This is a genomic window from Chryseobacterium sp. Tr-659, from assembly GCF_011752975.1.
GTDB lineage: Bacteria > Bacteroidota > Bacteroidia > Flavobacteriales > Weeksellaceae > Chryseobacterium.
Genome location: NZ_VWWP01000002.1, coordinates 655,089 through 679,483 on the forward strand (window position 1 = coordinate 655,089; position 24,395 = coordinate 679,483).

Annotated in this window: 23 protein-coding genes; 13 read left to right on the forward strand and 10 right to left on the reverse strand. The window is 37.0% G+C overall.

Annotation, left to right across the window (positions count from 1 at the left end; all coding sequences use genetic code 11):
• The first annotated feature begins 40 nt into the window (after positions 1-40).
• The 5 genes from F3J23_RS07135 (at position 41) to F3J23_RS07155 (ending at position 8,358) form a co-directional block, all read left to right on the forward strand.
• Positions 41-1,558: a pyridoxal phosphate-dependent decarboxylase family protein gene (locus tag F3J23_RS07135; RefSeq protein ID WP_167026254.1), complete on the forward strand. Its 1,518-nt coding sequence runs from the start codon at positions 41-43 to the stop codon at positions 1,556-1,558.
• Entirely contained in the window at positions 1,536-3,959 is a 2,424-nt protein-coding gene (locus F3J23_RS07140) for a GNAT family N-acetyltransferase (protein WP_167026257.1), read from the forward strand. The genes F3J23_RS07135 and F3J23_RS07140 overlap by 23 nt, the downstream gene beginning before the upstream one ends.
• Before the next feature lie 192 nt (positions 3,960-4,151).
• Positions 4,152-5,465: a lysine N(6)-hydroxylase/L-ornithine N(5)-oxygenase family protein gene (locus tag F3J23_RS07145; RefSeq protein ID WP_167026260.1), complete on the forward strand. Its 1,314-nt coding sequence runs from the start codon at positions 4,152-4,154 to the stop codon at positions 5,463-5,465.
• Positions 5,441-6,784 (forward strand): MATE family efflux transporter, encoded by a 1,344-nt coding sequence (locus F3J23_RS07150; protein WP_167026263.1) that lies wholly within the window; start codon positions 5,441-5,443, stop codon positions 6,782-6,784. The genes F3J23_RS07145 and F3J23_RS07150 overlap by 25 nt, the downstream gene beginning before the upstream one ends.
• 161 nt (positions 6,785-6,945) lie before the next feature.
• Entirely contained in the window at positions 6,946-8,358 is a 1,413-nt protein-coding gene (locus tag F3J23_RS07155) for a serine hydrolase domain-containing protein (RefSeq protein WP_167026266.1), read from the forward strand.
• A gap of 64 nt (positions 8,359-8,422) precedes the next feature.
• Here the strand turns inward: F3J23_RS07155 and F3J23_RS07160 are convergent, their stop codons facing one another.
• From F3J23_RS07160 to F3J23_RS07175, 4 genes are all read right to left on the reverse strand, one after another.
• Positions 8,423-9,235 (reverse strand): alpha/beta hydrolase, encoded by an 813-nt coding sequence (locus F3J23_RS07160; RefSeq protein WP_167026269.1) that lies wholly within the window; start codon positions 9,233-9,235, stop codon positions 8,423-8,425.
• Positions 9,236-9,469: 234 nt separating this feature from the next.
• Positions 9,470-10,045 (reverse strand): Crp/Fnr family transcriptional regulator, encoded by a 576-nt coding sequence (locus F3J23_RS07165; RefSeq protein ID WP_167026272.1) that lies wholly within the window; start codon positions 10,043-10,045, stop codon positions 9,470-9,472.
• 12 nt (positions 10,046-10,057) lie between these two features.
• A complete protein-coding gene (locus F3J23_RS07170) occupies positions 10,058-10,579 on the reverse strand; it encodes a GNAT family N-acetyltransferase (RefSeq protein ID WP_167026275.1) in 522 nt (173 codons plus the stop codon).
• A gap of 16 nt (positions 10,580-10,595) precedes the next feature.
• Entirely contained in the window at positions 10,596-11,177 is a 582-nt protein-coding gene (locus F3J23_RS07175; protein ID WP_167026278.1) for a 5'-methylthioadenosine/S-adenosylhomocysteine nucleosidase, read from the reverse strand.
• A 147-nt stretch (positions 11,178-11,324) separates the two neighbouring features.
• Between F3J23_RS07175 and F3J23_RS21715 the strand changes: the two genes are divergently transcribed.
• Positions 11,325-11,459: a hypothetical protein gene (locus tag F3J23_RS21715; RefSeq protein ID WP_262888149.1), complete on the forward strand. Its 135-nt coding sequence runs from the start codon at positions 11,325-11,327 to the stop codon at positions 11,457-11,459.
• Positions 11,460-11,693: 234 nt separating this feature from the next.
• On the opposite strand, the gene F3J23_RS07180 is transcribed toward F3J23_RS21715, so the two are convergent.
• The 3 genes from F3J23_RS07180 to F3J23_RS07190 all read right to left on the reverse strand — a co-directional run bounded on the left by F3J23_RS07180 (position 11,694) and on the right by F3J23_RS07190 (position 14,566).
• The gene (locus tag F3J23_RS07180; protein WP_167026281.1) at positions 11,694-12,395 is read right to left on the reverse strand and encodes a DsbA family oxidoreductase; all 702 of its coding nucleotides are present in this window, start codon (positions 12,393-12,395) and stop codon (positions 11,694-11,696) included.
• Between the two features lie 66 nt (positions 12,396-12,461).
• Positions 12,462-13,628, reverse strand: coding sequence for an MFS transporter (locus F3J23_RS07185; RefSeq protein ID WP_167026284.1), 1,167 nt, complete (start codon positions 13,626-13,628; stop codon positions 12,462-12,464).
• Positions 13,628-14,566 carry an alpha/beta hydrolase gene (locus tag F3J23_RS07190; protein ID WP_167026287.1) on the reverse strand — a complete coding sequence of 313 codons (939 nt, stop codon included), beginning with the start codon at positions 14,564-14,566 and terminating at the stop codon, positions 13,628-13,630. Before F3J23_RS07190 ends, F3J23_RS07185 begins: the two co-directional genes overlap by 1 nt.
• Before the next feature lie 159 nt (positions 14,567-14,725).
• Between F3J23_RS07190 and F3J23_RS07195 the strand changes: the two genes are divergently transcribed.
• Positions 14,726-15,103 (forward strand): winged helix-turn-helix transcriptional regulator, encoded by a 378-nt coding sequence (locus F3J23_RS07195; protein WP_167026290.1) that lies wholly within the window; start codon positions 14,726-14,728, stop codon positions 15,101-15,103.
• Positions 15,104-15,167: 64 nt separating this feature from the next.
• On the opposite strand, the gene F3J23_RS07200 is transcribed toward F3J23_RS07195, so the two are convergent.
• Positions 15,168-16,364: an MFS transporter gene (locus F3J23_RS07200; RefSeq protein ID WP_167026293.1), complete on the reverse strand. Its 1,197-nt coding sequence runs from the start codon at positions 16,362-16,364 to the stop codon at positions 15,168-15,170.
• Between the two features lie 266 nt (positions 16,365-16,630).
• Here F3J23_RS07200 and F3J23_RS07205 point away from each other — a divergent pair, with 266 nt between their 5' ends.
• Positions 16,631-17,362, forward strand: a complete 732-nt coding sequence (locus tag F3J23_RS07205; protein ID WP_167026296.1) for an MBL fold metallo-hydrolase — start codon at positions 16,631-16,633, stop codon at positions 17,360-17,362.
• Positions 17,363-17,377: 15 nt separating this feature from the next.
• Here the strand turns inward: F3J23_RS07205 and F3J23_RS07210 are convergent, their stop codons facing one another.
• Both F3J23_RS07210 and F3J23_RS07215 read right to left on the reverse strand, forming a co-directional pair.
• Positions 17,378-17,719: a helix-turn-helix transcriptional regulator gene (locus F3J23_RS07210; RefSeq protein WP_167026299.1), complete on the reverse strand. Its 342-nt coding sequence runs from the start codon at positions 17,717-17,719 to the stop codon at positions 17,378-17,380.
• A 658-nt stretch (positions 17,720-18,377) separates the two neighbouring features.
• On the reverse strand, positions 18,378-19,004 hold the full coding sequence (locus tag F3J23_RS07215) for a CatA-like O-acetyltransferase (protein ID WP_167026302.1): 627 nt from the start codon (positions 19,002-19,004) through the stop codon (positions 18,378-18,380).
• Between the two features lie 324 nt (positions 19,005-19,328).
• Here F3J23_RS07215 and F3J23_RS07220 point away from each other — a divergent pair, with 324 nt between their 5' ends.
• The 5 genes from F3J23_RS07220 to F3J23_RS07240 all read left to right on the forward strand — a co-directional run bounded on the left by F3J23_RS07220 (position 19,329) and on the right by F3J23_RS07240 (position 24,395).
• Positions 19,329-19,784 (forward strand): PPC domain-containing DNA-binding protein, encoded by a 456-nt coding sequence (locus F3J23_RS07220; RefSeq protein ID WP_167026305.1) that lies wholly within the window; start codon positions 19,329-19,331, stop codon positions 19,782-19,784.
• A 48-nt stretch (positions 19,785-19,832) separates the two neighbouring features.
• Complete coding sequence (locus F3J23_RS07225) at positions 19,833-20,417, forward strand: Crp/Fnr family transcriptional regulator (RefSeq protein WP_167026308.1); 585 nt, start codon at positions 19,833-19,835, stop codon at positions 20,415-20,417.
• An 85-nt stretch (positions 20,418-20,502) separates the two neighbouring features.
• Complete coding sequence (locus F3J23_RS07230) at positions 20,503-21,570, forward strand: SDR family oxidoreductase (protein WP_167026311.1); 1,068 nt, start codon at positions 20,503-20,505, stop codon at positions 21,568-21,570.
• 225 nt (positions 21,571-21,795) lie between these two features.
• Positions 21,796-22,818, forward strand: coding sequence for a ligase-associated DNA damage response exonuclease (locus F3J23_RS07235; protein WP_167026314.1), 1,023 nt, complete (start codon positions 21,796-21,798; stop codon positions 22,816-22,818).
• Entirely contained in the window at positions 22,815-24,395 is a 1,581-nt protein-coding gene (locus F3J23_RS07240; RefSeq protein WP_167026317.1) for an ATP-dependent DNA ligase, read from the forward strand. The genes F3J23_RS07235 and F3J23_RS07240 overlap by 4 nt, the downstream gene beginning before the upstream one ends.

The following is a 24,395-nucleotide window of genomic DNA, read 5'->3' on the forward strand; positions in this document are numbered from 1 at the left end:
ACTTATCGGAAAGTAAAAAGAACACAAACTCAACATATATATGAACACAGCTATTACCGGGCAGATTGTCGCGGAAAAGGAGACTTTTTTCCCAAATCTGGAGAATTTATTCTGTGATATAAACATTCACGAATATCAGAATGCAATGTACAGAACGCAGCAGAGTGTCATTGCGTTTTTAGAGGACACCCATCAGCCTTTCAGCGGAATTTCCCCTAAAGACCTGAGAAAACAGTTTGAATCCATAGATCTTAATGCTCCTCCTATAAGCTATGAAGAACTTTTTGAAGAAGTAAACGATCTGTATACCCAACATGCTATCGCTTTCCATCATCCCAGATATGTAGCCCACCTCAATTGTCCGGTTGTAATACCAGCCGTTGCAGCAGAAGCTATGATAAGTTCTATCAATTCTTCCCTGGATACCTGGGATCAGAGTGCGGGTGGTACTTTAATGGAACAAAAGCTTATTGAATGGACCTGCAGGGAAATAGGATTTGATCAGTCATCAGACGGGATCTTTACCAGCGGAGGTTCTCAAAGCAATCTGATGGGAATGCTTTTAGCCAGAGATCATTTTTCGATTAAATTTTTGAACCATAACATTAAGAAAGACGGATTACCCAAAGAAGCACACCGTTTCAGGATCTTTGTTTCAGAAGCAGCGCACTTCAGTATCCAGAAAAGTGCATCTATGCTGGGACTTGGCGAGCAGGCAGTAATCAAGATCAAAACGGACAGATCTTTCAGAATGAACAGTGTATTACTGGAAGATGCTGTAAGAAAGGAAATTGAAAACGGAAATATTCCGATTGCTGTTGTAGCCACTGCAGGAACCACAGATTTTGGAAATGTAGATCCGCTGATCAATATTTCAGGAATTGCTAAGAAATATAACCTTTGGTTCCATGTGGATGCCGCTTATGGATGTGCATTGCTTTTAACGGAAAAATACCGTTATCTGATTAATGGCATTGAAGAGGCTGATTCTGTAACCGTAGATTATCACAAAGCCTTTTTCCAGCCGGTAAGCAGCAGCGGATTTCTGGTGAAAGATAAAAACTACTTCAGACTTATCACACATTATGCAGATTATTTAAATCCTAAAGATCATGATGAAGATGAAATTCCGAACCAGGTTAATAAATCCATACAAACCACAAGACGTTTCGATGCACTGAAACTCTGGTTCACTCTAAGAATCATTGGTAAAAAGGGACTGGGGAGTTATATCGACAGAATTATCATGACAGCACGTGAGGCCGTAGAAGCTTTAGAAAATGATCCGCATTTCGAACTGTTGAACACCTCAGATATTTCAGCGCTGGTATTCCGCTATTCGGCCGACCCTTTTAAAACATTTGACCTGAACAGAATCAACACTTACATCAAATCACAACTCTATAAACAAGGAAATGCCCTTACAGCCGGCACCAAAGTAAACGGACAATTCTACCTGAAGTTTACAATCCTTAACCCTTTAACTACAATCGAAGACATTACATCTATCCTTAACACCATAAAAAAATACGGAAATGAATACATTGAAGTCAACTAATATCCCGGAATATGCAGAAAAGATAAACTATACATCGCTTATCAACTGCTACATGAAAGAATTTACAAACTGGAGCCGCTATCTTGGAATCCCTAAATACGATGAAGGTATTGCAGCCCATTTACAGAAAACACCAACAGATCTTCACATCAGAATAGATTTTTCTTCTATAGGATGCGATGTATATGTTCCTGTTACTTATTTTTCTGAAAGCGGAAGACATCTTTTCGGATTCCCGGTACTGATGAGAGTATTGGCAACCGACGAGGTTTCAGAGCTTGATGTTTACGGATTCATGACCCTTACTGCAGAATATGCAAAAGGCATTTATCCTGGCATTGAAGCATCTACCGTCTTGGAAAGACTAAAAAACAGTATTGAGAATCTTGCTGAATATTTATACCATACCGTACATACTAAAAAACCGATTAATGATCTGGAATTGTCTTTTATTGAAGCGGAGCAATCTCTTATTTTAGGACATATCCTTCACCCGGTTCCAAAGTCAAAACAAGGATTCACAGGTGAAGACCTGCTGAAATATTCTCCGGAAACATCGGGAAGATTCCAACTGTTTTATTTTCTGGTAAATCCTGAAAATATGATCGAAAAAAATGCAGACGGAGAACTCGTGAGCAAGGAATTAGGAGAAAAAATCTACCCGCTTTTAAATCCTGAACACAAAAAACTATGGGACAATCATCCTGAATACCATATTCTTCCGATGCATCCATGGGAAGCAGATTACCTGCTAAGCCAGGAAAACGTGCAAATTATGCAGGAGCAGGGAATTCTTTTTGCTTTAGGGCATTACGGAGAATACTTCACTCCTACTTCATCGGTAAGAACGGTATACAGTGAAGATAATAAATGGATGTTCAAATTTTCTCTGCATGTGAAAATTACAAACTCTGAAAGAATCAACCTTTATCCTGAACTTCACCGTGGTCACGATATCAGCCAGCTTTTGAAAACTGACTGGGGTAAAAACCTTCAGAAAGATTTTCCTGAGATAGACTTCATGGTAGATCCGGCTTTTATGGCGGTAACTTTTAACGGAAAAGTGATCAATGGGTTTAACATCAGTATCAGGAGAAATCCGTTTCAGGGAGAGAATAAAAATAAAAATGTGACTCTTTTAGCAGCTTTATGCCAGGACGAAATTCTTGGAAAGCCTTCAAGACTTCAGAATATCATTACCAACACTGCTGAAAAACTGTCCCAGCCTGTAGAAAAGATTGCTATCGAATGGTTCAAACAATATCTTCACCTTTGTGTGCGTCCTATTGTAAGAATTCTGAATACGTACGGACTGGCTTGTGAATTTCACCAGCAGAATGTAATGATTGAACTTGATAAGAAAGGCTTTCCTGCGAAAATCTATTTTAGAGACAATCAGGGATTCTTTTTCAGAGAAGGCAGAAAAGAAATGGTATCCGCTGCCCTTCCTGGAATTGCAGATGAAAGCCAGTCTATCATTGATGAAGAATCGTTAGCACCGAAATACACATATTATCTGGTAACCAATAATATTTTAGGAGTAGTGAATGCTTTAGGATGCAATAAACTGGCTGATGAGAAAAAACTGATCAATCTTGTTTACAAAGCCTTCAAAGAACTTGAAAATGAAGATGAAACTGGATTGGTAGACTATATTGTAAATAAAAGAAACTGGTATACCAAAGGAAACCTGATCACAAGTTTGCAGAATATCAATGAAGCAGATGAATCACTTGAATATCCTGCAGTTTTCCTTGATACAGCCAACCCTCTTACAAAGTATTTCTACAGCCACAAGCTTATTAAACCCGAAAGTACAGAAACAGTATATTCACGTCATTTTGAAGATGAAAATATCACGATCAGTATCAGGCCTTTTGATATCAACAATGATTTTGAAATGATTCATGAATGGTTCAATATGGAACATGCGAAGCCTTACTGGAAAATGGACGGCCCGAAAAGAGACCTTGAGCTTTGGTTCAGAACCATCCTTCCAAGTGATGAGCAGCACAGTTTCATTGGGGAAGTGAACGGAATTCCGCAGTTCAGTTTCGAACCTTATTGGCCGATGAGAGATATTGTAGGAGCTTATTACGATTCTCTTCCTTCAGATTATGGAACCCATTTCTTTGTAGCGGAAACTCAAAAAGATAAAAAGTACTCTTTCCAGTCATTCCAGGTGGCGTTAGACTATATTTTCTCACTTCCTGAAGTTGGGAAATGTATTGGTGAAGCTTCCGTAGAAGCAGTTCCAACTGACAGACTGATTACCAGACTCGGCTATACAAGAGAAGGAGTAATCACAATGCCGCATAAAACGGCTTACCTTACTTTCTGTACCCGCGAAAACTATTGGGAAAAATGTCCGGAAAGCAGACTGGAGGCAAATAACGCTTAAAGTAAGCCTAGGAGTAAAATCAGATAGCTTTTATCTCTCGCAGATTGAGGAAGTAGAGCAGATATTTATGTAGACAATAGTTTTACAAATCTGCAGGATCTGCTTAGTCTGCGAGAATTAAATACTCAAGGCTTCCACTCCATCTGGCTTGAATTGACACATTTTTAACATTAATTTATAAAATATAACACATTGAAAAACAATAAAATATACGATATCATCGGAATCGGAATCGGTCCTTTTAATCTTGGACTTGCCGCTCTTCTTGAGCCTGTAGAAAGTATTTCTGCTCTTTTTCTTGATCAGGCAGACGGTTTCGACTGGCATCCGGGGCTCATGCTGGATAATGCAACATTACAGGTTCCTTTCATGGCTGATCTTGTGACAATGGCTGATCCGAAAAGTAAATACAGCTTTCTGAACTTCTTAAAAGAAACAGACCGTTTGTATAAATTTTACATTCGGGAAGATTTCTTTATTTTAAGAAAAGAATATAACCTGTATTGCCAGTGGGCTGCCGATCAGCTGCAGAGCTGCTTATTTGGTAAAAAGGTAGAAAATATCATTTTTAACGAAACGGAAAAGGTCTTTATTATTGATGTTCTGGACCTAAAGAACAATGATGTTATTCAGTTTCATGCTAAAAAGATTGTATTAGGTACGGGAACACAACCTAATCTGCCGGCATTTATGGAAAATAAGAACTTCCCGAATGTAATCCACACTTCAGAATATCTTAACAACAAAGAGAATATTCTGAAGGCCAGCTCAGTTTCAATCATTGGCTCAGGGCAAAGTGCCGCAGAAATATTCCAGGATCTTCTTCCGGAAACTGAAGACGGACCTTTTACAAGCTGGTTTACGAGACCTGATCGTTTTTTCCCTATGGAATATTCAAAATTAACCCTTGAACTGACTTCCCCGGAATATGTAGATCATTTTTATAATATGCCCAATTCACAACGTAAAGCAATCCTGGCCAAACAGCCGCCACTTTACAAAGGAATTAATTTTGATCTGATTAATGATATTTTTGATACATTATACGGAATGAGCGTAGGAAATACTCCTTTGAATGTTTCTTTAAGGCCAAGCTGTCAGTTAGATAGCATTACTCCTGAAGGTAATTCATATGCCATGAATTTTACCCATGTACAGGACAATGCTGCCTTCACTCATATTTCAGATTATATCATTCTGGCAACGGGATACAAATACAAAGAACCTAAATTCCTGAAAGGTATTGAAAACCTGGTTCAAAGAACGGAAGAGGGATTATTTGATGTAAGCCGTTATTATACCATAGATCAGGCCCAAAATATTTTTGTACAGAATGCTGAACTTCATACTCACGGTTTTGTAACACCGGATCTTGGAATGGGCGCTTACAGAAATACACTGATTATTAATGCAATTGCCGGGAAAGAAATCTATAAAGCTGAAAAAAGAATTGCTTTCCAGGAGTTTAATACCCAAAAAACATGGACCGCAAAACATTCATCTTAGAAGGTGATGTGAAAAAGGTCATGTGGGAAACTTCATGGCCTGCCGTTGCGGCAATTGTCCTCTACGGAATCAATAACTTTCTGGATGCTATTTTTGTTGGCTATCTTATCAACACTCAGGCCTTAGCGGCAGTGGGAATGGCTTATCCCCTTTCTCAGATCGTATTAGGACTCGGAAGACTGGCCGGAACCGGTGCCGGTGCTGCCGTAAGTATATGGATCGGGGAAAATAATAAAGATAAACTGTACCAATTATTCGGGAGCTTTAATGTTCTTTGTGTCTTGTTTTCGGTATTATGTGCTGTTCCCGCTTACATATATGCTCATGAATTAATGGCCATGATGGGGGCCAGGGGAAATTTGCAGACTATTGCCGTAGAATATTTCAGGGTTACACTCATCGGAACTATATTCTGGATTTACGGACTGGCTTTAAATATGCTGGTAAGAGCAGAGGGAAAAATGAAAACGGCAGCGGTCATGATTACTGTAGGACTAATCATCGATATTATCCTGAAGCCTGTTTTTATCTCTGTATTCGGCTGGGGTGTTGCAGGAGCAGCCTGGGCAACCAACTGCGGAATGCTGATCTATTCCCTGCTGGGATTTTATTATTATGCTAAAGGAAAAAGTTCATTTAAAACCAATTGGAAATCTTTCTCCTATGATGCAGCTATTGGTAAAAGGATTTTAAAACTAGGCCTTCCGGAAATGATTTTATCCGTAATGGGAGTTATTCAGAGCATTATTATTTTTAATGCGATTGCAGCTTATGGAACGGAAAAAGATATTTCATTCTTTACGGTACTGAACAGGTTTTTCCTGTTTCTGCTTACCCCTTTATTCGGATTGATGAGAGGGCTGCAGCCTGTGGTAGGAATTAATTTTGGAGCGGGACAGTTCAACAGAGCCGGAAAGTTTCTGAGAACGTATATTCTGGCCGGCGTTGCAATACTTTCTCCATTTTTTCTTGTAGCATTGGTATTTCCGGAACAGCTGATTGGTCTGATGTTACCCGGATATTCAGCAGAAAATCATCAGATTATTGATTTCAGATTGTTTTTTTCTGTATTGCCTTTGCTTCCGGTTACCGTGTTGGCACTTTCCTATTATCCGGCAGTTAACCAAAGTAAAAAAGCCAGTTTTCTGGTTTTCCTCCGCCAGGTTATTCTTTATATTCCTCTCATGCTCATTCTTCCTCACTATTTCGGGGTAAAAAGCATTTATTGGGGGAGCGCACTGATTGAGCTCGTGGTAGGAATTGTGACTTTGTTTTTGCTTAAAAAGTATAAAATGAAGATGAATGAAGTTAAAATTTAGTTAGATTTAATTTTTTATTAAACAGCCTGGTATCGATTTGTATCAGGCTGTTTTTATATGACAGAAGTTCAGGCTTTAACAGAAGTCCAACCTATTGTATTGAAACATACTCCGAGAAACAGCGACATATGATATGAATGAAAATTTTAAAACTAATTACTATGTCAAAATCAAAAATAACATGGGCATCAAAAAGACTGATAGTGCTTCCGTTAGTATTGTTTGCCATCGGGACCTATGCCCAGGATCAGGCTAAAACGCTGGACAGCCTTTTTACAGCTTTGCACAATCAGAAAAAGTTTAACGGAAATGTATTAGTTGCCGAAAAAGGAAAGCCTATTTTTGAAAAAAGTTATGGCCTTGCAGATGAAAAAACGGGACGCAGACTTGATCCCCAGAGTACCTTTGAACTGGCTTCGGTATCCAAACAGTTTACAGCGATGGGAATTGTTCTTTTGGAGAAAGCAGGAAAGCTTAATTATGATGACAAAGTTTCAAAATATATTCCTGAGCTTGCTTTTTATGATAAGATTACAGTCAGAAACCTTCTAAATCATACCAGCGGACTTCCCGATTATATGGAACTTTTTGATAAGAAATGGGATAAAAGTAAATTCGCAACCAATGACGATATCATTAAAGAATTCGCAAAATATAAACCTTCTCTGGAGTTTGAACCCAACCAGCAATTCGAATACAGCAATACAGGCTATGTTTTTTTAGCAAGCATTATTGAAAGGGTTTCCAGAAAGTCATTTGGAGAATTTTTAAATCAGAATATTTTTAAACCTCTGGATATGAAGCATACATTGGTATACAGAAGCCGTTACCAACCGCAAACGATTTCCAATTATGCATTAGGATATGAGCTGGATAATTCCGGTAACAAAGTTCTTTTAGACAGCCATGGAAAAGAATATTTCACATATTACCTGGATGGAATTGTTGGTGATGGAATGGTGAACTCCACACTTGAAGATCTTCTTAAATGGGACCGCGCATTATATACCGACAAACTGGTGAATGAAAAGGATAAGAAACTGATCTTTAATGATGTTATTACAACGAATGGAAAAGAAACGAATTACGGCTTCGGATGGCTTGTTAAAAATAAAACAAAATATGGAAAAATTGTGAACCATTCAGGCGGCTGGGCAGGTTACTCCACTTTTATAGAACGACACCTGGATAATGATAAAACATTTATTTTACTGCAAAATAACTGGACACCTATAACTAAAATTCCGGCTGATGATGTCCGAAAAATTCTTTATCATGAGAAACTGATGACTGAAAATCTAAAGAAGACCAATCTTACAGCTAATCAGCTCCAGACTTATAACGGAACTTATTCTTCCTCCGATTTTCCAATGAAGATTAAAATATTTGAAAAGGAAGGCTCTCTTTACGGGCAAGCCTTGGCGGAAGGACAAAATGCATTTGAATTAACTCCTTATGAAAATCATATTTTCAAATTTGACGGAGCAGATATAAGAATGCAGTTTTTTCCCGAAAAACAGACTATGGAATTTAAGCAGGGAAATATGCAAAAATTTATATTTTCAAAGGAATAAACCGGATGTATATGAAAAAGACCTCAAACAAAATGAGGTCTTTTTTATTCTAAAATTATTGCTTTTATTGCCTAAAGAATCTGTCAAATAATACCAGTTGTTCGGATAAAGATCTGCTCCAGTATTCAGGAGTGTGCCCGCCTAAAGATTCTGTGTATAAATGCTGGATTTTTGCTTCTGTAAGTTTTTTGTGAAAATTCCGGTTCATGCCGATCATTTGGGTATCTTCAGTACCACAATCAAAAATATATTGCTGCCCCGCTCCTTCCATTTGTTTTATTTTACTGTCCGTAAAGTAATTGGGATTTAAGGATTCCAGCGGTCCAAGTACTTTATAGAGCATATATTTCTGATACCCTTCTCCGAATGAACTGAAATCTAAAGCACCGCAAGAGCTTCCCACAATTCCAAAGGTTTTATTATAGGTAACCCCGATATTTGTTGCTCCATATCCACCCATGCTCCATCCCATAATCCCACGAAATTTCTTCTCTGGTTTCACAGGGTAATTTTTATCAATAAATTCAACCAGCTCTTTTCCGATAAAGGTTTGGTATTGTGAATCTTTAACAATGGGACTATCTACATACCATGAACTGTAATTTCCGTCCGGAAGTATATAAATCACCTTATACTCCTGTGCTTTCTTCACCAGATCAGGAATATCTTCTTTAATGATCCGGTCAGGGTTTCCGCTGAATCCATGCAGGATGTAAACTGATGGATAAGTGGTATTGGGCTGAAGATTAGGAGTTATGATAATGGTTTTGATCTTTTTATTCATTTTCGGACTAAAGATTTCCTGATGAATGATTTTTTGTGCTGAAACCTGTACAAATACTGTAAGGACAAACACCATACTGATTAACTTCTGCATACTGTAAAATTTTAATTAATGAATATAGATCATAGTCTATCTTAAAATTACAAAGTCTTGTTTTAAAACGGTCTATATTCAAGGTTTTTAATGATAAATTCAATGATCTTATCGCATGACAAAATTGCGATTGGAAAATGAAAAATTCTTCAACAAATGTTGAAGAATTTTAATTTTTTTTTCTTTTTATTGCAGCTAAAAAATGTCTTTCATGAATGTCTCTGTACAAATGTATCAGCTTAAATCTTTTTTAATACGGCTAAGCTGCGTAGGTGTAATTCCTAAGTAGGAGGCAATCTGGTTTTGCTTCAAACGATTATATAATGATAGATTTTCCAGCAACAGTAAATAACGCTGTTTAGCCGTTTCATACTTCAGGGAAACTTCCAGCGGTTCTTTTTTTACGACCCAGTTTTTTTCCAGATAATACATATGGAAAAGAGCCAGGTCATGGTATTGTTCAAGTAATTCCCGATAAGCTTTTACAGGATATTTTATGACTGAACAGTCTTCAAGAGCAATAATATTAAAGTCACTGGGCTGATTTTTAATAATGGCCGCTGTAGAAGCGATAAAGCTGTTTTCTTCAAAAAATATTTTATAAATACTTTCTCCCTTTTCATCCACAGTATAATATCCTACCAATCCGGATTTAAGAAAATAATAATACCTTGCCATACTTCCGGACTCCAGCAAAAGATCATTCTTGCTATATTTATCTTCCGTACAAATATTCAGCAAAGCATTTATCGTTTCCTCAGAAAGTGGGTAATACTGATTGATCTGCTTTAAAAATTCTGAGGTATTCATAAAGAGTTTAATTTATTCCCATATTTTTCTCATCATCAGATCCGTCTGTTCCTCATCACCCAGCCTGAAAATATGCTTATCAAATTCAACGAAACCATTTTTTTTGTAAAAATTTAAAGCCCTTAGATTTTCTTCCCAAACTCCCAGCCATAGAGAAGATTTATTCAAAATTTGGGCTGTTTCCAATGCCTGATTGTATAAAAGCTGCCCCACTTTTTTGCCATGATGGCTTTTTTTTACATAGATCCTTTCAATTTCAAGACTCATCTCCTCCTGCAGTTCTGTCTGGGCACTGCCAGAATTCAATTTCAGATAGCCTACGGGGTCATCTTCTTCCCAGGCAATATAGAAAAGTGAATCAGGATTATGAAGTTCGGATTTTACCTTTTCGGTATTGAAACTTTCTTCCAGATATTTTTTCATGGCCTCTTCGGTATTATCTTCTGCAAAGGTTTCAGAAAATGTCTGTATTCCTAAACTCTGTATTGTTTCCAGGTCTTCGGAAGATGCTTTGTTAATGATAATCGATGTCATGCACTAAAAATATTTGTTATGAGAAAAGTATTTTTTTAAATGCTTCCGAAGCCAGATGTACCTGTACGCTCCAGTCGTCTGCGGCATCACTTCCGGCATCATCGGAGATGTATTTCAGACATAGAAACGGAATATTTTCCTTTTGGGCAATTAATGCTAACGGATAAGCTTCCATGTCAACAATATTATAATCGGTTTCAGAATGGTTCATTTCAAAGCTGTCGCCACTTCCGCATATTCCCTCCTTTAAGCGGTCCATTTTCAATCCGTATTCCAATACTGGCGGAACTCCTGACAGTGGTGTTTCATACATTTTAAAGCCGAGACCTCTTACATCCATATCTCTTTGGATAAATTTTGTACAGCAGACTACTTCTCCTTTGTGAAATCCTTTACTTCCTGCAGAACCTAGATTAACGATCAGTTTAGGTTTTCTGGTATGAATTTCTTTGGTAAGTTCTATAGCCGCATTTACCTTTCCTATCCCTGTTATTAATTTATTTTTATCGTCAAACACTGTTCCCGCTTCCGAATCCAATGCAAAAACAAAAAGTGTGTCTGCTACCGGATAATGAAGTTCATTATTAATTTTTATCATTGAGAAATTAGATTTAAGCAGAAATTTCCACTGCCTTACAAAGATACGACACGTTTTCTTTTTATTACGTTAAGAATGATGAATATTAAATAACAGAAAATAAATAGTAGAAAAGGAATTTGGAATGCCAGATAATTAAACTGTTCTATGGGTACCTGTATCATTCTGCTGGCAAGTGGTGAAAGCATCATGAGTAAACTGAGAATTGTGATCAATATTTTATTTTTCCATTTTGTGAAATTGAGAACAATTCCTAAAATTCCCAATACAGCAAAAACCTGATCAATATTCCCGAAATCGAAAGCCGTAAACAAAAGCCAAATAATAAAGGGCAGCCCAATTATTTGCCCGACTAGAACTATGAGTAAATAAGATACAATGGAGATATTTCTGATAAAATTAGTTTTGGTGAGCACTTTTGATGTTTTTACATTTTAAATATATTCATTTATTTTTCGAAAAACACATGCATTAATATAAAAACCCCAAAACAAAAATGTTCTGGGGTTTACATTATTAAATACTGCATCCGTCTGTATCACAGGAAGCTCCATTACCACCCGACAGATCTTTAAATGGACTCACAGTTTCCTTATATGTCTGCTGAAGGGCATTTTCAAACACTTCTACCGGCTGTGCACCGGAAACAGCATATTTCCCGTTCAGTACAAAGAATGGAACTCCGGAAATACCATTGTTTCTGGCTTCCAGAATATCCTGATTAACTTCATAATCCAATTCGTCAGTGGTTACAGCCTGCCTTGCCTCTTCTTTATCAATTCCCAGATTTTCAGCCAGCGCGATCAGGACTTCCACATCACCTACGTTTTTACCATCAATAAAATGAGCAATAAATAATGCTTCTTCCATCTCATTCGATTTGTTATGCTTTTTGGCTAAATGAAGCAATTTATGTGCGGTAAAGGTATTCGTAATTAACGTTTTTCCAAAATCAAAATCAATTCCGGCTCCTTTTCCCATTTGAGTAACCTGACCAAGCATTTGCGAAGCCTGAGATTCAGGAACTCCTTTTTTTTCTCTAAAATATTGAATAGTATCCTGAGTTTTTTTGGGATCCAAAGTCGGATCCAGCTGAAAGCTCTTCCACTCTACTTCTACTTCATCTTTAAAAGGCAGGTTTTCCAATGCCTGTTCAAAGTTATTTTTTCCGATATAGCAAAACGGACACATTACATCCGACCAGATTTCTATTTTCATTGTATTAATTAATTTGATAATGCAAATTTACTGTATTTTATTTAATGTAACAAAAAATATTACAGTTTAATCCTGACAGGTTGATAGTAGCCGGCTACGTCTCTCTGATATATTTCTCAAAATCATCATCAAAAATGCAAGAAGGCCAAAAAACACACCAATCCAGGGAATATACTCTACCCCTTTTGTTACAATAATCCATCCTCCAATTGTGGTTCCCAACGTTACCCCCAGATTTCCGAATGATGTGGCAAGACTGTTCGCAAATTCCAGCGATTCCGGTGCTGACGAAATCATATACGTTGATGCATTCAAAAAGCTTGGCGAATACAGAAATCCCCAGATCCCGATTACCACCATGGTTCCCCATAAATTTCCATCGGAAATATATAAAAGAACAGGTACTAAAATAGTTCCGGAAAGAAAAACAGCGGTTGTACCTGCTACATTTTTGTTGAGCATTTTTCCGGCTACTCCATTGGCTATCACTCCAACAATCCCAAAGAGCAGCAACATATAGCTTACCATTGAAGTATTCATTCCTTTTGCTTTATTCAGATAATCTGCAAAATAACTGTAGGTAGAAAACCAGGCGGTAATCATAAAAAAATTAGTAAGGATACTCAGAATGAATGGAGGCTGTTTTAATATTCTCACCTGATTTCCAAAGGATTTCTTCTCCTTTACAGGCATTGAAGGAAGAAGTAAATAAATGACCATCAAAGCAATTAAACTGACTAAGGTTTGAATCATAAATGAATATTCCCATGACCAAAGACCTGCAATCCACCTTGCAAAAGGAACTGTGGTGACCATAGCAATAGCCACTCCATTAAAAACGATTCCCATCAGTTCATTCTTCCTTCCCTCATCCGCCTGAGATACGGCAACAGATAATGCGGTTGCAATATATACAGGCTGCAAAAATGCAGGTAAAATTCTTACCAGCATCAAGAGCCAGAAAGGTGGTGAAAAAGAAGAGATAAATCCTGTAACCAGAAACATAAAAATGGCTGTGAGCATTATTTTTTTACGGTCAAATCCTGATGTAAGTAAGGTCATAAAAGGACCTGTAAGAGCAATGATTAATGCAAAAGCGCTCAATAGATACCCTGCTTTGTCTATACCTATTTGATAATGTTCAGCAATTTGCGGAAGAATTCCAATGACTCCAAATTCCGTTGTAATAACTGCTATAAACCCCAGACATCCGATGTATGCATATTTCTTCATTACACTATTTCTTCGTGAGATTTTAAATTTTGATGAGCAAATCCTGCCATTTCATTCACCGCTGATTGCATTTCTTCTAACAATTCTCCCATATGCATAAACCCATGAACCATATCTTTATAAAGCTTTGTCTTAAGTTTCACTCCGGCTTTTTCCATGTTCATAGCAAGTTGCTTTCCGTCGTCCAGCAAAGGATCATGCTCTGCCAGAATGATGAATGTAGGTGGAGTTTCCTTGAAATCTTTTATCAGAACAGGAATTGCCAGAGGATTTCCTTTTTCTTCTTCCGGAAGATAGCCTGCCCATGCATCAATACCTCCCTGTTTATTAAGTACCGGCCCATTTTCATAGGTTTCCCATGATTTTGAGTTCAATTGATTGTCGGCAGCAGGATAAATCAATATCTGAAATTTCAACTGCTTTCCCAGCTGGGTAGATACTGCCGTTGAAAGAGCACCTCCGGCACTGTCTCCTATGATTCCAATTTTATCAGGATCAATTCCCAGATATTCTGCATTTTCAAATACCCAGCCTATTCCGTTAATACAATCATTTAAACCCGCAGGAAAAGGATGTTCCGGAGAAAGACGATAATCTATAAATATAACTACAGATCCGGTTTTATTAGCCAGTTTCCTAACGACAGCATCATGGGTTTCATATCCGCCTGCCATAAACCATCCTCCATGAATATAAATAATAGCTGATGATGACTTAATTTCTTTTCCCCTGGGACGGTAAATTCGAACAGGAATCTGATGATCATCTTTTTGAATATTCAATTCTTCAATCATTGCTATTGATTCTTTCTTACCACTTAACTGGAGAGACATTGTTTCAAGATATTTGCGTGCTCCGTCTAAAGAATCTTGTGGGTTGAAAGGTTGTATCTTTTCTAAATGATTTACAATCTGTATTATTTTAGGAGTTAATTGCATTGTTGTTTTGATTTAAGTTGTTATTGCTTCTGCCGGAACGTTAGCGCTATTGTTCTTTATTGCAGAATATTTTTCTGTTTTGATGAACAAAATTAAATCTCAACCCTTACATTTGCAGTGTATACAGCTAAATGTACGGTACTAACAAATTTGTAAGTAATGGGAAAAATAAAAGAAAATTCAACGAATAATATCAACAGGCAATATATACACGAATGTGACCTTACTTATGCGGTATGTAAAATTGGCGGCAGATGGAAACTCCTGATTCTTGATAAGTTAAAGTTAGGAAAGCTGCGTTTCAGTGAGCTTCGAAAATCTATTCTGGGCATCACGGAAAGAATGCTTACCCTGCAATTAAGAGAGCTTGAGAAAGAAGGTCTTGTAAAGCGGACGGTGCACGCCGAAGTTCCTCCGCGGGTAGATTACGAACTTACAGAAATTGCCCTTGAGCTAATTCCTATATGGAGTATGTTGAGTGAATGGGGTGGAAAACACAAAGATTTAATTAAAACACAGGAAATAATTGAAGAATAAAAGAATCGGGGATTTTATCTATGATAAAATCCCTGATTCTCAAATACATCAGAGCTATAAAAATTTATACCTCTGTATTTATTTTATTTACCTTTTTACTAAACAGAATGTGCGCGATAAGTGCCAGTACACCAAATAATGTTCCTATAAAACAAACACCGCTCCATTGTGCTTTCTGCCATGCAATGGAAGCCAGCCACGTTCCCAATGATCCTCCGATAAAATACGAAACCATATACACCGTATTCAATCTATTAACAGCATTTGATTTAATCAGAAAATAATTCGTCTGGTTCATAATATGGCTGGACTGTACTCCCAGATCAACAAGAATTACTCCTACAATTAATCCCCAATACGTTTCTCCTGCAAAATAAGTGAACCCCCAGCTTCCGATGACGATGAGTAAAGAATATAAAATAATCCGGTTGATATCCAGATATTTCTGAAGCTTTCCTACTTTTGCCGCCGCCAAAGCGCCTACCGCTCCTGCCAGTCCAAAACTCCCTACTACGGAAGAACCTGCATTGAAGGGAGGTTTCTCCATATGAAAAACCAATGTTGTAAACAACGCACACATAGATCCGAATGCCATGGCACCACGGAAGGAAGCAAGCTGTAAAATCGGTTGTGTTTTTGCGAGGTGGCCAACCGAACGCATCAGTTCTCTGTAAGTTCCTTTAAAATTTGGATGAAGCTCAGGAAGCATCTTATAAACGGCTAACCATACCAGGATCATAAGTCCTGCAGCAATTCCGAACATTGCTCTCCATCCCCACACTTCTCCTACAATTCCACCTATAAAGCGGGATAGAAGAATTCCCAATAATAATCCGGACATTACAAGACCAATGTTTGAAGATTTTTCTTTATCTGATGAAAGTTCAGCCGCAATGGGGACAAATAACTGCGGTATAACCGAAGTTGCTCCAATCAGTAAACTCGCAGCATATAACATCCATAGCTGGTTGGCAAATGTCATCCATAATAATGATCCGAAGACAAGAAAAAGATCAATCAGAATCAATCTCTTCCTGAAAAATTTATCTCCAAGCGGAACAATAAGCAGCAATCCTAAGGCATAACCAATCTGGGTTAAGACGGAAATTCTGCTGGCTGCACTTTCGGAAACATGTAAATCTTCAGAAATAAGAGCCAGCAATGGCTGATTATAATAATTGTTAGCGACCACAAGCCCTGAAATAATAGCCATCAGCCATATAACAGTCCGGGAAATACCGTTGGAAGAACTCTCCTGCATTACGTATAAAATTTTATTGAATGGAAAACCATTTCAGATGAATGATAACAAGTGATATCCGTTGAAACAGTTTATTTTTTAAGAATTCAAAGATAATCATTTATCAAGGAAATTATTCAATTTGAATTTTTACATTTCTATGAACAGATCTTATTCCTGTTAAATTTTAAAGATTTAAGTTCATACAGCTTTATTATTGTTTTTATTGATAATATATATCGATGAAAATCCTTTTGGATATTAGAAATATTAAGGAAATTTGCAAGATGAAAATCATTCCGCTTAAAGAAGGCAATTTTTCGGCTAGTAAAACCAAAGACTTTAGTCTTTTAACAGATGAAAATTTTGATAAAATTGCAGGGATCAAAATGTCTGTGCAACCTTTTCTTATTATTACTCAAAATGATTACATTCTTTTAGATGCCGGTATTGGCTGGAAAAATGAAGACGGAAAATCTGTTATTTCCGAAATTCTTGAAAAAGAAAATATTCTTCCCTCTCAAATTACAAAACTATTGCTTTCTCATCTTCACAAAGATCATATTGAAGGAGCAATAAGGCTTACACATGATGGTTTCGAGGCCGCCTTTCCCAATGCACAGATTTATATTCAAAAACGCGAACTGGATTTTGCAATGGAAAACGAGGGAAACCCTTCTTTTGATTTTGAAATTCTTAAAAAACTGATTCAATTACCTAATATCATTTGGATGAATGACGACAAAGGGCAGATCACGGATGAAATCTCCTATGAAGTAGTAGGCGGGCACACTCCTTTCATGCAGGTATTCTGGATCAGAGAAAATGAGGAAACGGTTTTCTATGGGGCAGACGATCTTCCGCAAGCATCTTATCTGAAATATCATTTGGCTTACAAAAGTGATTTTGATGGCAGAAAAGCTATGGAATTAAGGCTTAAATGGGAAAAAGAAGCGAAGGAAAACCGCTGGAAAATTCTTCTGTATCATGATATGGATAAAACGATAGTAGAAGTATAGATCTAAAAAAATGGTTTAAATTTCATTAAACCATTTATAGATATCGAATTCAGAAGGTATATTAAGCTTCTTTCTGATTCGGTTTTTCCGATTTTGTATAGCTTTTGGCGTGACAAAGATATATGTTGCGATTTCCTTTGTGGTCATATTGAGCTTAAGATAAATACAAAAGATCAGTTCTGAATTTTTAAGACCAGGCTGTATTGCAGACAACTTTCCGAAGAAATCCGGGTACACCAATCTGAATTTATTCAGCAAGCGAGGAGAATTTGCTTTGGCGAGTGCCATGATTTCATCTTGTACAAGAATTTTCTGGTTCAGATCTTCAATGTTGTGTTCAGTTTTTTTATTTTTCATAATACTTTCTCATCTCTACTAATTTCAGATGCTACATCCTTTGTGCATCTGTACAAAATCTTTTTCTTTTTATCAGAAAGTTTCTGATAATTAATATTGGAACTAGTTGATTTTTATCTATTCAAAATCCATTTGTTTTTTTAGATACTGTTCAGTGATTGATAGCATAGGGTTGTATTTATTGAATAATTGTATTAAAAATTTATACATGTGAATTGTATTTCATTTTATACAGGGCAAAGAAAGAAAAAATGATTAAAATTTTATTAAAACTGTATACCACATACATACCACGTTATATTTTTAAACACAATATTCTAACAGCTTTTATCAGCCTATTCCCATATAGTTCTATTGCTATTTTTGACAGGGCATAAATGTAATGTCTTGTCAGGTCTACTTTTTATGATCCTGATCAATATTTTAATAATTTTTATTATTATAAAAGTAAAAACACACGGAATTATACCGATGGCATAATTTGCAGCCGATAAAGAAAATCAAATTTATTATAGGGTAGAAAACATTCAGATGTAATACGGAGATCTGAAATGATAGAAGAAAAAGAACTGTTATTAAAATCAACAGTTAAGATAAATGCATTATTTTTAATTGTTCTATTCAGAAGATGCTGAAGACTTTTTCCGGCATATGATGTTTAAAGATCCAATTGTTTTTGAAATTCTTCCAGATATTTCGCCAGATGAATTCCATCTGCAAGCCCATGATGTGCTTCAATAGAAACAGGAAGATATTTTCTGCCGTCACGGATATTGAATCTCCCGAAAGCGATCTTAGGCACCGATTCCGTAGTATTAAAATCTGTTGGATGCAAAATAGCACTGAAGGAATTCCAGGGAATTGTAGTATGTCTTATATGATCCTTTCCCAGCCTTTCATTACTTAATCTTAATCCCGAAGACTCATGCACACCTTTTATTTCTTTTTGCAAAGCAGTATTAAACACTTCAAAATCTTCCGAAAAGTGGGTAAATGAAAACCCAAAAGTTCCATCCGGTCTTCCGATAGTACTTCCGGCATGAACGATGTCGAATTGAACAACATTTCCGTCAATTATCCTGAGCTTCAGTTCATCAACAGTATTGATTGCAACCATAGATTTGTGAAAATAATAAGCAAAAAATGAATACCCTTTTTCTTTAGCAATATCATATGCCTTTGTGCAGTCTACTTCCGTAGTAAAACCAAAATACGGGCTTGCCATACCAGAGAAAAATTCAAAATGCTCCTTTCTGTTCCATTGATCCAGATCTACAATCTTCATTGATTTTTATTTTGCCGCAAATTTCGGTATTTTTTATCTGTTTTTAGCTTGATCAATGAAGAAATTTAGAATTAAATATCTAATTTCAAACTTAAATATTATTAAAGCACAATTATTGTATTTGTTTTTCTGAAGAATCCACACAAAGACTGATTTGATAATATCCTATCTGGGATTTCTACTGATGGTATGAATATTCTTTACAGATCTTGAACCAAAACAAAATCTGCAATATCGTTTGATCCGTAAGAAAATTTTAAACAATCTTTGAACGTGAATATTAATTCAACCCTCTGCATGAAAACCACTCTAATCATATGATTTATGGAAGCACAATATTTAAAAGGAAACAATTGGTCGGCAAAAAAAGTTGATCACGTTTATTTAGTAAGCATTAAGAATCATTCTAATATTGTAGAAACTTTAACCGATTTCGTTCGGGAACAGAAAATACAAGCCGGAGAAGTTACCGGAATAGGCGCTGTAAGTGAAGCAGCCCTACGCTTCTTCAGCCCGGCAACAAAAAAATATGTTGATAAAACCTTTAAAGAACAGATGGAAGTCACCAATATCTCCGGAAATATTTCTGAAATTGAAGGCAAACTGACACTTCATCTTCACATTACATTGGGGAGAGAAGATTATAGCGCTTTGGCAGGACATCTTTTAGAAGCTAAGATCCAGGGAGCAGGTGAATTTATCTTTTATCCGTTAAATACCAGAATAGTAAAGATAAAGAACGAAGAAATCGGAATCAATCTCTATGATTTTGAAAAATAGATCTTCTATTGCCATGGAAAGTAGTATTTTTGATCAAATATTTATTTAATGTTTGAGGTACTGCTTTCCCATATTCAAAATAAGGTTGATATAACCGAAGAGCAGAAAAATCATGTTCAGTCTTTCTTTACTCTTAAAAAGCTTCGAAAAAAGCAGTATCTGTTACAGGAAGGAGACATATGCAGATGCCTGTCTTTTGTGAGCAAAGGATTATTAAAATCTTATTTTCTCGATGAAAAAGGAAGTGAACACATCAATATGTTTGCTTTTGAAGGCTGGTGGATTTCAGATTTTAATAGTTTTATCCACCAGGAAAAATCAGTATTGAATATTGATGCCATTGAAGAAACCGAAGTATTAATGATCACATTGGAAGACTATGAGAAAATGACACTGGAAATTCCCGTAATGGACCGTTATTTTAGGATTTTATACCAAAACAGTCTCGTTACAAAAGATCACAGGCTTATAGTTTCCAACGGATATACAGCCGAAGAAAAATATTTGCAGCTGGCAAAAAATAACCCCGAAATGATTAGAAGAGTTCCTCATAATCTTATCGCTTCCTATCTCGGGCTGGCTCCTGAAACAGTTAGCAGGATCCGTAAAAAGAATTCTTTAAAAAATACTTGATCCAGATCAATCTAAACCCATGATTCAGATCAAGGGTGAAAGCCTGTACCCTCCATAATTTTGTGAAAGAAATTTTACAATACTTATGGAAAATATTGCATTGGTAGTAGGCGCTACCGGAATCACCGGAAGTAACCTTGCCGAGGAACTTATTGCACAAGGATGGACTACCTATGGACTATCCAGAAATCCCAATAACACAATAGCCGGTCTTCGTCCTGTGAAAGCAGACCTGTTAGATGAACAAAACCTGATCAAAGCACTGGAGGACATCTCTCCCACTCACATCTATTTCACCACCTGGATGCGGAATGATACCGAAGAGGAAAACATTCGCGTTAACAGCCTTTTGGTGAGAAATTTATTGAATGTTCTATCCCTTAAAAAATCAGTAAAACATGTAGCTCTGGTTACAGGGTTGAAGCACTATTTAGGGCCGTTCGAAGCCTATGCTAAAGAAGGAGTTCTACCTGAAACTCCTGTCAGAGAAGAACATCCCAGACTTCCCATACCCAATTTCTACTATACTCAGGAGGATGAAATATACAAAGCATCAGAAAGGGACGGCTTTACATGGAGTATTCACAGACCACATACCGTTATTGGATATGCTGTTGGAAACCTTATGAATATGGGAACTACACTGGCTGTATATGCAAGCATCTGTAAGGAAACAGGAAGAAAAATGATCTGGCCCGGATCAGAAGCACAATGGAATGGCGTTTCAGATGTAACAGATGCCGGAATACTGGCAAAACAACTGGTTTGGGCCTCAATAACAGAATCTGCACAGAATCAGGCCTTCAATATCGTGAATGGTGATGTATTTCGCTGGAAATGGCTTTGGAAAAGACTTGCAGACTGGTTTGGTGTAGAATCTGAAGGATTTGAAACTACGATAAAACCTCTGGAAAATGTACTGGAAAATGATCACAAAATATGGGAAGATATAGCCCAAAAGTATAATCTGAAAGAAAGCCGTCTTAACCGTCTCGCTTCAGCATGGCATACTGATCTTGATCTGGGAAGACCTCTGGAAGTCATGTGTGACATGTCTAAAAGCAGAAAGCTTGGTTTCAAAGCGTATATCAATACAGAAGATTCTTTTATCAGTTTATTTGAAAGATTAAGAAATGAAAATCTGATTCCTTAATCATATAAAATTTAAAAATTGTTTACCTCTCAATTCAGATGGTTTCTAATTTTAGATATTTACAAAAACGGACTTCGGTCCGTTTTTTATTTTAAATATACATCCCGATATCATACATTACGTACCACATATCCCGGAATTTCCCCATCTGATGGAAATAAAATCAGTGGTTTATTGTAAATTGGTTAAGTTTTTGAAGCTTATTTTCTAAAACCAATTACACCATTGAAGCTAATCACATTTACCAAAAAAGGAATTTACTGCCCGCAGGGAAAGTTCTATATTGATCCGTGGAGACCCGTAGATATGGCCATTATCACACATGGCCATGCAGATCATGCCCGTTGGGGAATGAAAAAATACCTTTGTCATCATTTTACAAAACCTATTCTCCATCAGAGAATCGGAACAGATATAGAATGTCAGAGTGTGGAATATGGAGAAACAATCATCATAAATGGAGTTAAGCTTTCCCTTCATCCCGCAGGCCACATCATTGGTTCAGCACAGATAAGATTGGAATATAAAGGATATGTAACGGTTGTTTCCGGTGATTATAAGGTTCAGGACGATGGTTTAAGTACACCTTTCGAGCTTATAAAATGTAATGAATTTGTTACGGAAAGTACCTTCGGACTGCCTGTTTATAACTGGCTGGAAGTTCCGGATTTAAATAAAAAACTTCAGAATTGGGTGCTAAAAAATAAAGAAAATAATAAAACATCCGTGTTTATCGGTTATTCTCTTGGAAAAGCCCAGCGTATTATGAAAGCGGTGGAAGATTTAGGAAAAATATACGTCCATTACTCTATTGGAAAGCTCAACGAAGCTTTTGAAACCGTAGGAATTGATCTTCCGGATTACACTATTGCAGATTTCAGAGAACGTCCTAAAGAGCTGGAACATGAAATCGTAATTGTGCCGCCTGCCTTACTCGATAGCAATATCATTAAAAAAATTCCGGATCCGGCAACCGCAATTTGTTCAGGTTGGATGCAGGTACGCGGTGCCAGAAGATGGCGTAGTGCAGACGCAGGGTTTGCAATGAGTGACCATGCGGATTGGAAAGGGTTGCTGCAAACGGTAAAAGCAACAGAAGCAGAAATTGTTCATGTCACCCACGGACAAACAGAAATCTTTTCAAAATATCTAAATGAAACAGGCATCCGGGCAGATGTTGTGGAAACACTGTTCGGGGAAGATGAAGAAGTATCGGAAAAAGAAACCATTGAAACGCCTGAACCATGAAACATTTTGCAGATCTTATCAATGCACTGGAAACCACCAATAAAACCAATGCAAAAATTGATGCAATTATCGATTATCTGGAACGCGCTCCGGATGAAGATAAAGTATGGTTCATTGCTCTATTTACCGGAAAAAGGCCCAAAAGAAATGTCAATACAAACTACATGAAAGAATGGGCGCTCGAAATTACACAACTCCCGTTCTGGCTGTTTCAGGAGAGTTATTCTGCGGTCGGAGACCTGGGAGAAACACTTTCACTGATTCTTCCCCCGCCAAAGGAAAAAATAGACCGTACATTATCCGAATGGATGAATGATATTGTTGATTTGAAAGGAAAAACCGATGCAGAAAAAAAATCATTTGTTTTACATTCATGGAACGGACTGGATTACACAGAACGACTGATATTCAATAAATTAATAGGCGGAAGTTTCAGAATAGGAGTTTCAGATAAAACATTGATTAATGCATTGACAAAATTTTCAGGCCAGGAACCCAGTGCATTAATGCATAGCCTGATGGGAAAATGGCTTCCGGATGAAGTATCTTTTAAAGAATTGATTGCCGCAGAAAATGTAAATCCGGATAATTCAAAGCCCTATCCTTTCTGTCTTGCCTATCCTTTGGAAAAAGAACCACATGAACTCGGGAAGCCCGAAGAATGGCTGGTGGAATATAAATGGGACGGAATACGCGGGCAGATCATCAGAAGAAATGATGAGGTATTCCTCTGGTCAAGAGGAGAAGAACTTGTAACAGAACAATTTCCTGAAATTGCAGCAGTAATACAAGCCATGAAAGGCAGTTTTGTTATAGATGGAGAAATACTTGCGGTAAAAGATGGTAAAGTTTTAAATTTCAATGAATTACAGAAAAGATTAAACAGGAAAACTTTAACTAAAAAAATGCTTTCGGAAATTCCGATAGAAGTATTTGCTTATGATTTGCTGGAGCTTGAAAACAATGATTTAAGAGATCAACCTATTTCCGCAAGAAGAGCTATGCTGGAAGAACTATTACTGAACGAAAACCCTCAAAATATTAAAATTTCCAAAGGCCTCGATTTTGAAAAATGGGAAGAGCTGGATACATTACGGGAAAATTCAAGAGCTGTAAACAGTGAAGGTTTAATGCTGAAACAAAAAAATTCTCCTTACCATTCCGGCCGGAAAAAAGGCGACTGGTGGAAATGGAAGATCAGTCCATTTACCATTGATGCAGTCCTTATCTATGCTCAAAAAGGAAGCGGAAGGCGAAGTGCCTATTACACAGATTATACCTTTGCAGTTAAAAATGGTGATTCTCTGGTTACCATTGCAAAGGCTTATTCCGGATTGACAGACAAAGAAATTATGGAAGTAAGCCGTTTTGTGACCAAAAATGCAGTCGAAAAATTCGGACCTGTGAGAACTGTAAAGGCAGAATTAGTCTTTGAAATTGCCTTTGAAGGGATTGGATTCAGTAACCGTCATAAAAGCGGTGTAGCCCTTCGTTTTCCAAGAATCGTAAGGTGGCGGAGAGATAAAACGGTGGCTGAAATTGACTCTCTTGAAGAAATTAAAAAATTAATACAATAA